The sequence below is a fragment of the Lacrimispora sp. YZC11 genome (assembly GCF_057543815.1).
The window spans coordinates 63,095-75,591 of sequence record NZ_BAAJYQ010000020.1 but is presented as its reverse complement, the minus strand read 5'-3'; the positions used below and the strand labels follow the sequence as shown (position 1 = coordinate 75,591).

At 42.8% G+C, this 12,497-nt stretch carries 3 protein-coding genes; 2 read left to right on the top strand and 1 reads right to left on the bottom strand.

Annotated elements, in window-relative coordinates; genetic code table 11:
* Window positions 1-41 precede the first annotated feature (41 nt).
* Window positions 42-1,010 (top strand): helix-turn-helix transcriptional regulator, encoded by a 969-nt coding sequence (locus AC27IJ_RS21810; RefSeq protein ID WP_487150788.1) that lies wholly within the window; start codon window positions 42-44, stop codon window positions 1,008-1,010.
* A 140-nt stretch (window positions 1,011-1,150) separates the two neighbouring features.
* On the opposite strand, the gene AC27IJ_RS21805 is transcribed toward AC27IJ_RS21810, so the two are convergent.
* Window positions 1,151-10,933: a doubled motif LPXTG anchor domain-containing protein gene (locus AC27IJ_RS21805; RefSeq protein WP_487150786.1), complete on the bottom strand. Its 9,783-nt coding sequence runs from the start codon at window positions 10,931-10,933 to the stop codon at window positions 1,151-1,153.
* A gap of 574 nt (window positions 10,934-11,507) precedes the next feature.
* Between AC27IJ_RS21805 and AC27IJ_RS21800 the strand changes: the two genes are divergently transcribed.
* Window positions 11,508-12,497 carry a methyltransferase gene (locus AC27IJ_RS21800; RefSeq protein ID WP_312440798.1) on the top strand — a complete coding sequence of 330 codons (990 nt, stop codon included), beginning with the start codon at window positions 11,508-11,510 and terminating at the stop codon, window positions 12,495-12,497.

Below are 12,497 nucleotides of genomic sequence, written 5' to 3'. Positions count from 1 at the left end.
TAATTTGGTGGTATAAAAGTTAGAAAGTGAGCCATCTTGCAATGAATGAATACCAAGCCGCTTCATGGGGAGCCATGGCGAAAAAATATAACCTGGATCAGCGGACCTACGGACCGGGAATCGGATATTACTTCCCGCCCCACTGGTCCAATGGATGGATTGTTGAAACATGTCCTGCAAAAGGCCTGTTTGTTTCCAGCGCATGGTTTACTCCAGATAAAAAGATTGTCCACACCATAGACGTGAAAAGACCATGTTTGTGGATTTTTTGTATTGACTGCGGCAATATGATATATTCCCAGCAAGGCAAGATATCAACTACGTTTACACCTATGACTCACGTTCTGGTTAATCCTCAGCAGCCATTTCATTTGACCTTCCCAAAGGGAATCCATACCTGCTTTACCAGTGTTCTTGTTTTCGATGACTTTTTACAACCCTTTTTGCAAACAAGAAGCAATCCCCCGAAAATCAGCATTGTAGATGCAAAAGAATGGGAAACAGAACATTATAACACACCAAATATCATGATGATATTAGAACAGATCCGCTGGGCAGTACGCAATGCGGATATGCCCATCCTTGCCTTTGAAGGAATGGTGCTTCATCTGCTATGCTCAATCGCCAGAAATTATCCTGTAACTCCAGATCGGAGGAGCAATCGAAGAAACTATGTAACATGGGAAAACGAGAAAAAAGTTTACTCTGTAAAACTGAAAATAGACGAAAACATTCTCCAGGTTCCGCCAATGGAAGAATTGACAAAAATAGCAGACATGAGCGAGAGCAAATTACGCCTCAGCTTTAAAAACATTTATCAGATTCCCCTTTATGATTATATCCGCAGAGAAAAAATGAAGCGTGCCATGCAGCTTTTATCTGCAGACCATCTAAGCATCCGGGATATTTCGGAGTTATGCGGCTATAAAAATGCGTCCAAATTTGCTGCCGCCTTTCAGGATGTCCATGGGGTTACACCAAGCGAATTTAGAAAGGCTTTTAATTTATAAGAACTTTAAAAAATCACTTAAAAGTGGTCAGACTACTCAGTGTTATGAAAAAAGGGCAGAACCAACCGATTCATCGGAAAGTTCTGCCCTGTATTTGTTTATAATTTACTTGCCGGCTGCTTAAAACTGAAGCCTTTCTTTTACTGGTTCTCCCTCTTCTTCCTGCCGCTTAATGCCGCATAAGCTGCCAGCAGGATTCCTGACAATAATGCTACAAGTCCCTGAACATGCATTTTGTCGCCTGTCTTTGGCAGACCTGCTAATGGGATATTTCCGTCATCAATCGTCAGAAGGCTGGTTTCTATGCCACTCTCAACCGGTAAATTTGATAATGGTACCGCATCAGGAGTGATTGTCACAAGGTTATCACCAGGGCCGCCCGGTACAAAGGGACGATTCGTATTCGGAGAGGATCCTCCGCTGTTTCCGCCTCCTCCACTGTTTTCGCCGCCTCCACTGCTCACATAGGTCACTGTCAGTCTGCCTGCAACGTAGGTGATCTCATAGTTAGCCGTTACATCCCAGTCTCCGGATGTGATCACCGCATCGCTGGCAATATTGTCACTGCTGCCAACTGACTGCTGAGCTCCTGTCACAAGAACGCTCTTCATTTTCTGGTCATCTGCCAGCTGTCCATTGGTGATTTTAGCGGTATTGGCACTTAGAGCAGTTCCATCATACCTCTTCTGCGCACTGTCCGCAGTAATGGTGACCGGCCTCCTGTTTATTATCACGGTGCCCTTCACTACATCTGTTTCTGCGTAGTTTGGATTTTTGGCTTTTACATATACAAAGTAAGTTCCTGCATCTGTAAAAGTCGGCTTTGTTTCGCTGAATGTTACCTGATCCAGAGAGTATAATAAGGTGGACCCAGCCTTTAACGCTGCTGCATCTTTTAAGCTGTATGCGTGGCCATCATAGGTCACGGTCTGCCCGGCAACACTTACTCCGTTGTTATTAGCAGCATAGATCTTCAATTCCCCATTTATAACAGTAACCTTGTAGTTTTCATTTGCGTTATAAGATACTGTTAATGTTATCTGGTCGGAGGCATCTTCTTTCTTTTGGTCTGCCTCAAGCCTGTGATATTGAATGGTTCCTAAGTCCCTTTCCGCAACCAGACCGCCAGCCTGGCCGGTAAACTCCGGATCTGCCGCACCGTATTCCTTGCTCTTGCTGTCTACTCGGATGGTTATATCCTTTGCTGCCACCCTGATGATTACAGCGTTCGCCTCCAGATCTACGTATCCAGGTCTTGTTGCCTTTATCTGGACCGTTACGAATCCTTCTGATACATTGGTTACGCTTGGCGGGGTTTCCGTCCACTCGCCCTCTCCTGTCTTGTAGAATACAGTGTAACCAGGTGCATTCTCAAGCGTTGACCCCGCTGCATGAGGAGCTCCGTCATATTCCCAGGTACCGCCATTTCCTGTTACGGAAGCATTATTAAGCGATGCTGTCCTGATCTCAAAGTCTCCATTCTTTTCAGTAACAATATAATTGCTATTCTCTGTATACGCCGGCACAATGACATTCGGATAGCTTCCTACCGCCTCAGCTTCATTGCTTCTTATGTAAGTAATATTCCCCAGATCCTTCTGGCTGATCAGGCCATCCACCGTTCCATTGAATTCAGGATCTACATCATCATAGTACTTAAATGCATGATGTGCTGTGATAAATGCCTCTCTTGCATTTATTTTCAGTGTCACATCATCTGCGTTCATATCCTCGTAACCGGTTCTTGCTGCTTTTACAGATACTGTCACCGTTCCATCTGATACATTGGTTACACTTGGCGGCGTGGTACTCCATTCACCGTCACCGGTCTTGTAATAAATGGTATAGCCATCTGCCTGATTTAATAAGCCCTTTGCTTCATGGGCAGCTCCGTCATAAGTCCATTCACCGCCTTCCGCTGTAAGGCCTGCGCCTTCCATAGTTGCCGTCTTGATCTCAAAATTGCCCTTCACAACGGTTACGGTATAGTTCTTATTTTCAGTAAATTCAGCATCCAGAACTCCCGTGTATACAGCCACATCGTTATCCGTGTTTGTTCTGATATAACTGATTGATCCCAGATCTCCTTCATTTACAAGGGGGTCTACGGTTCCTGAAAAGACTGGATCCGGCTGATCATAAAACCTGGAGCTGCTGTCCACATGAATGGCAATTGTCTTGGGTATGATCTGAAGTGTTACATCATCTGCGTTTAAATCCTCATAACCGGTTCTTATTGCTTTTACAGATACTGTCATTGGTCCTTCTGGTACATTGGCCACGCTTGGTGGTGTGATGCTCCAGTCACCGTCACCTACTTTGTAATAAATGGTATAGCCATCTGCATGATCCAATAATCCTTTTGCCTCATGGGCCCCCCCGTCATAAGTCCACTTGCCGCCTTCTGCTGTCAGTTTAGCACCTTCCATGGTTGCCGTCCTGATCTCAAAGGTTCCCTTGGAAACACGAACCGAATAATTGGGATTCTCCTCGTACCTGGCATCTAAAACTTCCTCATACTTCCCTACATCTTCCGCATGATTTGTTCTCACATAGCTGATAGTCCCCAAATCTCCTGCATTTACCAGTTCCGGGTCGGGTCCGCCAAAGGCCGGATCATTGCTGCCATAATATTTCCAGGCATCTGCTATGGTAATAGTCACAGCCTTGGGAATAATCTTTATTTCTACCGGCTCTGCAGTCAGAGTCTCATATCCGGGCTTTACCGCCTTCACAGATACAGTTACGGTTCCTTCCTGAACGTTGGTTAAGCTTGGAGGTGTTGTCGTCCACCCTTCATTTCCTGCCTGGTAGTAGATTACGTAGCCGTCCCCATTCTCTATGCCAGCGGTTATTGCATGTAGATTTCCGTCGTAGGGCCATTCACCGCCTACAATACTTACTTTCGCACCTTCCATGGAAGCTGTTTTAATTTCAAAGGTTCCCGGGATAACGGTCACTTCATAGTTGGAGTTCTCTGTGTACTTTGCATCCAGAACTCCCGGATATACATCGACTCCTTCTGCGTCATTGGTTCTCACATAGCTGATTGTTCCTAAGTCACCCTCTGTCACAAGACCACTTAAATTTCCTATGAACGCCGGATCCGGCTGTTCAAACGGTTTGGAAGCATCTTTTACGGTAATGGTGACTGCTTTTGGAGTGATGTTCAAGGTTACTTCATTTGATATTAAGTCTTCATATCCAGTCCTTGTTCCTCTGGCAATCACTGTCAGGGTTCCATCATCTACATTTTCTACACTTGGAACATCCTCGGACCAGTTCTCACCTTTGTCTATACTGTATTCGATCTTGTATTTCTGCAGTTTCATCAGGATTCCATCGAATACATCCAGTGATGCCTTGTGAGCCTTTCCATCATAGGGCCAGCTTCCGCCTTTGATTTTTAAAGTCACATCCGGATCCTTGGCTAACCGGATCTCGAAATCGCCTTTTGAAATGGTTACGTTGTAGTTACTATTTGAAGTGTATTGAGCACTTAAAACCCCTTGATACTTACCTACTCCCTCGTCATCATTGGTTCTGATATAACTGACTGTACCCAAATCTGTGTTGTTTACAAGACCGCTTACCCTACCGTCAAAGACCGGATCCGCCAAATCAAAGTATTTCCAGTTGTTATCTACCTTTATGGATGCTTCCTTCGGCGTTACCCTGATAATGACTGGTTCTGCTTCCAGAGTCACATATCCCGTTCTGACTGCCTTTACATAAACGGTTAATGGACCATCGGATACATTGGCTACGCGTGGTGCTGTTTCTGTCCACTTACCATCTCCCAGCTTATAGAAAACAGTATAGTCAGGCGCATTCTTAAGCTCTGCTCCTGCTGCATGAGAGGATCCGTCATACACCCACTCTCCTCCGACTCCTTCTACGGAAGCGTTGGGAATTGATGCTGTCTTGATTTCAAAGTTCCCATACCTCTCAGTTACAATGTAATTGTCATTTGCAGTATAAGCCGGTACAATTACATTCCCATAAAATGCTACGCTTTCTTCCCCCTCATTACTTCTTATGTAAATGACTTTTCCAAGATCATTCTGGTTTATCAAACCATCTACCATTCCGGTGAATACAGGATCCTTTTCACCATAGTTCTTGGAGGAATTATCTGCCGTGATGGTTACTGGCTTTGCATTAATATTAAGAGTTATATCCTTTGATGTCAGGGGCTCATAACCGGTTCTTTCCGCTTTCACGGATACGGTTACCAGTCCATCGGATACATTGGTCACGCTTGGTGGTGTGGTACTCCAGCCACCATTTCCAACCTTGTAATTTACGGTATAGCCATCTGCATTGTTAAGCTTTGCTTCAGCCGCATGAGCGGCTCCGTCATACACCCAATCGCCGCCGACTCCTTCTACGGAAGCGTTGGGAATCGATGCTGTTTTAATTTCAAAATCTCCCTTTGTAACGGTCACGGTATAGTTGGAATTCTCTGTAAATGCTGCATCCAGAACTCCCGGAAATTTCTTTACATCTTCTCCATTATCGGTTCTCACGTATTTGATTTCTCCAAGATCTCCGGCATTTATAAGGCCGTCTGGTGTTCCGGTGAATGCAGGATCTGTCTCTCCATAGAATTTCCAGATACTATCTACCTTAATGGAAGCTTCCTTGGGATTTATCTTAAGAGTCACGTCATCTGCAGTCAGATCTACATAGCCTCTCTTTACTGACTTAATAGATACGGTTACCATTCCTTCGGACACGTTGGTCACGCTTGAAGGTATCATGCTCCAGTCGCTGTCTGCGGTTTTGTAGTATATGGTATAACCGTCCGCATTCTTTAATAATCCCTTTGCTTCATGCGCAGTACCGTCATAGATCCACTCGCCGCCTTCTGCCGTCAGTTTAGCACCTTCCATGGTTGCCGTCCTGATCTCAAAGCTTCCCTTAGAAACAGTAACCGAATAATTGGGATTCTCCTGGTACCTGGCATCTATAACCTCCTCATACTTCCCTACATCTTCCGCATGATTTATTCTCACATAGCTGATTGTCCCCAAATCTCCTGCATTTACCAGTTCCGGTCCGGTTCCGCCAAAGGCCGGGTCATCGCTGCCATAATACTTCCAGGCACCTTCTACGGTAATGGTCACAGCCTTGGGAATAATCTTTATTTCAACCGGCTCTGCGGTAAGAGTCTCATATCCGGGCTTTACAGACTTCACAGATACGATTACGGTTCCTTCCTGAACGTTTATTATGCTCGGTGGTGTTGTCGTCCACGTTTCATTTCCTGTCTGGTAGTAGATTACGTAGCCGTCCGCATTCTCTATGTCAGCGGTTATTGTATGTAAATTTCCGTCATAGGGCCATTCACCGCCTACGGCACTTACTTTCGCACCTTCCATGGAAGCTGTTTTTATTTCAAAAGTTCCCGGGATTACGGTTACTTCATAGTTGGAGTTCTCTGTGTACTTTGCATCCAGAACTCCTGGATATACATCAACTCCTTCTGCGTCATTGGTTCTCACATAGCTGATTGTTCCTAAGTCACCCTGTGTCACAAGACCACTTAAATTTCCTGTGAACGCCGGATCCGGCTGGTCAAACGGTTTGGAAGCATCTTCTACGATAATGGTGACTGCTTTTGGAGTGATGCTTAAGGTTACTTCATTTGATACCAAGTCCTCATATCCAGTCCTTGTTCCTCTGGCAATTACTGTCAGGGTTCCATCATCTACATTTTTTACACTTGGAACATCTTCGGACCAGTTCTCACCTTTGTCTATACTGTATTCAATTTTGTATTTCTGCAGTTTCGCAAAGATCCCATCGAATACATCCAGCGATACCTTGTGAGCCTTTCCATCATAGGGCCAGCTTCCGCCCTTAATCTTTAAGTCCACATCCGGATCCTTAGCTAACTTAATCTCAAAATCTCCTTTCATGACAGTTACAGTGTAATTATCATTTGGGGTATAGTTCGCATTTAAAACCGCCTGGTACTTACCCACACCCTCTTCAGAATTGGTTCTGGAATATGTGACTGTACCTAAGTCTGCGTCATTAATAAGGCCGCTAACCTTTCCTTTAAATTCTGGATCCGGCTGATCAAATTGCTTGTAGCTATTTTTTACCTTTATGGAAGCTTCCTTCGGAGTTATCTTAATCGTTATATCACTTGCATACAGGTCCACATATCCCGTCCTTGTCGCTTTTACCTGAACGGTTTTGGCTCCCTCTGATACATTGGTAACACTTGGAGAAGTCGTGGTCCAAGGTCCATTTCCTTCCTGATAGAAAATAGTATAACCAGGTGCATTCTTAAGTGCTGCCCCTGCCGCATGAGGAGCTCCGTCATATTCCCAGGTACCGCCTTTTCCTGTTACGGAAGCATTTTCAAGGGATGCTGTCCTGATCTCAAAGTTTCCATTTTTCACTGTAACGGTATAATTTCTATTTTCTGTATACGCCGGTACAATGACATTCGGATAGCTTCCTACCGCCTCAATCCCTGAATTACTTCTCGCATATAATATGCTGCCAAGATCATTCTGGTCAATCAGACCGTTTACTGTTCCGTTGAATGTCGGATCTGGGGCTCCATAGGGCTTGGAGGCATCGTTTACTTTAATGGTTGCTGCCTTCGGTTCAATCGTCAGTTTGCCTGAAACCGTAATAAACTTGAACTGATTTGTTACATTACTTCCACTATCATCCAGGATTTGGGGACTACCGATAAGGATAATGGGATAACCGCCGTCCTTTACATCCGTTCCCGAACCGACTGCCGTAATACCAGTCAATGTATAATTTACTGGAAGGCCACTTGTTGTGAAAGAAGATCCATCAACTGACTGTAGCTGACCATTGTAAGTTTTAATCACTTGATCCGCAGTAAAAACCACTGTGGTTTTCGTCTTCCACTGTGCATAAACAGTCTTATTCTCAGATACGATTGTTTTTTCTGTAAAAGCGGTTCCTTTTCCATCAGGAGATGTATTCCATCCCATGAAAATATAGTCATCATCCCTTGTCGCCTTTGCAAGTTTATCTCCTAGTGCTGTATCTTTCGGAATTGTAACTGTACTGACAGAAGGAGTTCCTCCATTTCCGTCAAATGTTACAGTGACATCAGAAATCAGCTGATAGCCAAAATATAGATTAACAGCCTTATTCTGGGCGTTTAAGCTGACAGCAGACGGATTTGGTGAACCATTCTTACCGGTACCTGCACTGGCGGCAACGTACTGATATTTGCTGTCATCATATTGAATCACTGCCGGTGCAGGAACAGCGTAGGTTCCAAATGGCAGTGAATCACTTTCGTATAAATCTGTTCCTAATACGACACGTTTGCTAAATTCAACGATCTGACCTGTTGTTTCGGTGGAGCTTATAGGATATCCATCTTTATTTACCAGATAGTAGTTCCTTGTGATATTTCCTACATTCCCCACAGGTAAACGCGGGTTGGGTATGTCTTTCGTTTTTATCACATAATTGGGATCCTTATAAGTTACATCAGCATTCTTATTCGTATACGGTGATGTGCCGCCCAGTACGTTTTTTTTCACTCTGATGTAAATCGTCAAGGTTTCCTTATTTTCTGAAATATTTCCGAAATTCCATGTAACTGTACGACCGTCCGCCGATTTCGTTGCAGTACCTGTAGATGCATCATACCATGGATCTCCATTGTAATCTGAGACAATTTCAAATGCATCTGTATTGATTACATCTGTAATCACAGCACTTGTACCTGCAATTTTTATGGAGCTTGCAATATTGTTATATACCTCTGGCAGCTGGTTGATATCCTTAATATTTTTAGCATAAGTGTCCTTGGGTTCGCTGGCTAATGGCTTTATAAAGCGGTTAAATGCTGTATTTCCTATATCAAGTCCCAGGGAATAGATCATAACACCATCGTTTCTCAGCCTTTCGGCTCCTGCTGCTCCCGTACGGTAAGGGCTCCACTCATTATCCCTTGGCTCCCCATCACTCATAAATACAATATACGCAGGCCTTGATGAATCCCTGCGCCCATTAATTGCCTCTTCTGCTTTAGCAAAGGCTACATCATAATTTGTACCACCTAGCGCAGACATTTTCGAAGCCAAGACATGATCCGTAAAATATTTGGCTGCTGTATACGCCGATTGATTGACCCTGATTGTATCGTCTGCCTTTATGAAAGATTCCCCTGATCCTGATGGATATCTTGCCGCACTGGAATCAAAATCAACAATAGCCAAGCGGTTATCTGAGTCTACACCGTCTTGTGATTTATACAAGTTAGTAATAAATGCTCTGGCTGCATTTACGGCTAACGTCCATTTCTTACCTGCCATACTCCCGGAACTGTCTATTACTAATACAACATCACTGCCCTGACGAATCGGATTTCCAAATATGGAAAATTCTATTTTGGCTATTCCATTGTTTTCATCTACCCATTGAGCCGTTTTTGTTGGAAATACCATTCCGGGTGTTGTACTGTCTTCGCTAAGTAGGCTGAAAGCGGATCTGGCTTTTAAAGCAGTGTAAGATTTGGGTTGAACCACCACATCTTCCTCATCCTTATCGGGAACAATCTCTTCATAATAAAGATCAAGCTTGTTCTCTTCCTGTTCCCCGATTATGATATGATCCTGAGAACTTCCCAAATACTCTAACGTATCTTTACTCCAGCTATAATCTCCGGCAAAAACCTCTTCTCCCGCATCAAAACCTGTTAAGGTCTCAGTTTCCACTTTCTCCTCATCATTATAATAAGCATGATGAGAAACGATAAGTGTAAGGCCGTCTTTCTCAGAAGCCATTAAGTCCTTTAAGGTTACAACATAAGCCTTAGCATAATAAGACCCATCCACGATAACCGGTCTGTACTCTTCTCCCTTAGTTGCTTTTTTTGAGGTGTTTTGAGAGTCAGATACGTTTTTCTCCTCATCCTCCACTGTTTCGACCGCATTACCCGGTGTAGCAGTTTCGTCAGAAACAGTATCTCCTATAGGGGCTGTCAATACATGCACCAAATGACGCGACATGGAGATCTGCCCTGTTTCGGAAGCCTTATTTTCCACAGCAGATTCCTTAAGCTCACTGGCCTCTGAGCCGTGGTCAGAATTCTGTTCCTTGCTCTCCGACGTTTTTTCTTCTGGTGCAGCGGACGCTTCCGTATTCTTTTTACTTTCATCCGGAGCTATCGTTTCATCCGGTTTTTCATCCGGTGTTTCATCCGATGTTTCTTCTGGAGCCTCAGTTGCTTTTTCTGGTACAACGGCAGACTCTGTGTCCCCTTCGCTTTCACTCGGCGCAATTGTTGTATCCGGTATTACATCCGGAGTTTCTTCCGGAGCTGTCGTTACTTCTTCCACAACATCTTTTCCGGGAACCTGATTTTCTCCCCTCACATTCCCGCCAGGTACCGCTATTTCCTTTTCCAGTAAAAAAGTATTTCCCTTTACGGAAACTTTTTCTGTTAAATGTCCGTCAATATCAGTACGGAATTTTATAGTTCCTTCTGAATCATTGATATACAGAAAAATTATTTTTTCATTTCCAGTAAGCTGATATCCTTCCTGGCGATCCTTCACACGGATAAACATCCTCAAAAACGCGCCATCAGCATTTTCTTCCTCATATGTATCATAAGAAGGCATGAATTCATATACAGAACCACCTTCAAATAATTTCTTATATTCCTTTGATGTGCCTTCTTCCGAAGTAATACCCAGATCATCAAAATCCAGTATCTTTCCTTCATCAACCGCTGCCTGGGCAGAATCCTTTAGATCCTCACCGGACATTATAAAAGTAGCACTTTGGGTATCTAACGCATTTCCAACATCCGCCCACGACACAGTATTAAATGATGTGGCCGTTACACAGAAAGCAAGGAAACCTGCCAGGCTACGCCTGAATTTACTTCTCAATTTTTTCATAAAAGAGTTCCCCTCCCTCGCTAATATTTATTTATCTATCTTATCCTGACCTATAAAACCAGGGTTGTCATATTAAGAACTCCATACTAATTTTATTATCACCGCTGCTGCCATGAATACGACGGTAAATCCTACCCTGTAAGTTGGAGTTTGCCTATACAGGATTTATTCAGCGAATAAGTTTTACAAAACATGGTTCCAATCCGGGCTTTGATTCTGATTGGTATGTTTTTTCCATTATAAATCCCGCCGGTTACAGAGTGGTTACTTATCCTATTTTACTTATCATCTCATTCAAATATTTTACATTTTTTATAGGGATTATTTTTTTTAATCCTATAGACATTTTTCTATCAGACTATTCAGGGTTTTCATTGTACGCAACAGGCTATTCTAAGGAAACAGCCAAATTACCGATTCAATTCCTTTCCGTAAAGCAGCAGCGGCTAACCCGCCAGAAACGAACCGACAGCTTTTGTATGTAAAAATGTATGCTTGACATACAATTGTATTTATTGTATGCTTAGCATACAATAAGGTTAGTTAAAGCTAACTATAAAAGGGAGTTGAAAATTTGCAGTCAGAAATTACACCTGATAGTTACTATCAGGTACTCAGACAATATCAGTCGGCACAGTTGCTATTTGAAGCAATTAAATCAGATGTCTTTTCTTATTTAGATGGCCCAGCTTCGGCAAAGGAAATTGCCGAAAAGACTGGTTATTGTGAAAAAAATATTGAATTGCTTTTACTTGCACTTTTTTCATGTGGTTATATAGAAAAGCAAGATAATTATTACTACAATACGAAAGAAGGCACAGCGTATTTATCTAAGTCAAGTCCCTATTATCTTGGGAAAACGATTTTGTTTCGTGAAGAAATGACAACTCTGTACAATCTTGCAGACAAAGTAAAGTGTGACTTAAACAATACCTATACCTCCGGCTCTTGCTATGATTTTTCCTCATTAGCAGAGGTGACAGTACCTGAAATGTATGCCACTGGAAGGGTAAAAAGTTTTATTGATGAAGTAAAAAATGTCTTTACAAATTCATCAGCACAATTAAAAATGCTAGATTTAGGGGGTGGTTCTGGAGTATTTGCCATGGAGTTTGCAAAGCACTACCCAAATAGTAAAGCTTATGTATTTGAACACCCAAGCGTAGCAAATACAACAAGTAGAATAATTTCTAATCATAAAATGGAAAATCGTGTTTCGGTTTTAACTGGCGATTTTAATACAGATGATATAGGTGAATCTTATAATTTGATTGTTGCTTCCGGAATATTGGATTTTACAACAGAAAACTTAAATAATTTTATGAAAAAGATTGCAGTTGCACTTTTAGATGACAGCTATTTTCTATTGGTTGGGCGCTATTCAGATACCGAAAGCTATCCGAAAGAGAATATATTAAGTTGGCTTTCTGGATATATGAATGGAATTAAACCACCACCCACTAAAAAACAAGTGGATTTTGCGTTGAATAATTCCAATCTGAAAGAAGTTCATGCAATTCAATCTGGACAGTTTCTAGGCTGTCTATATAAAAAGGTGGTGTAG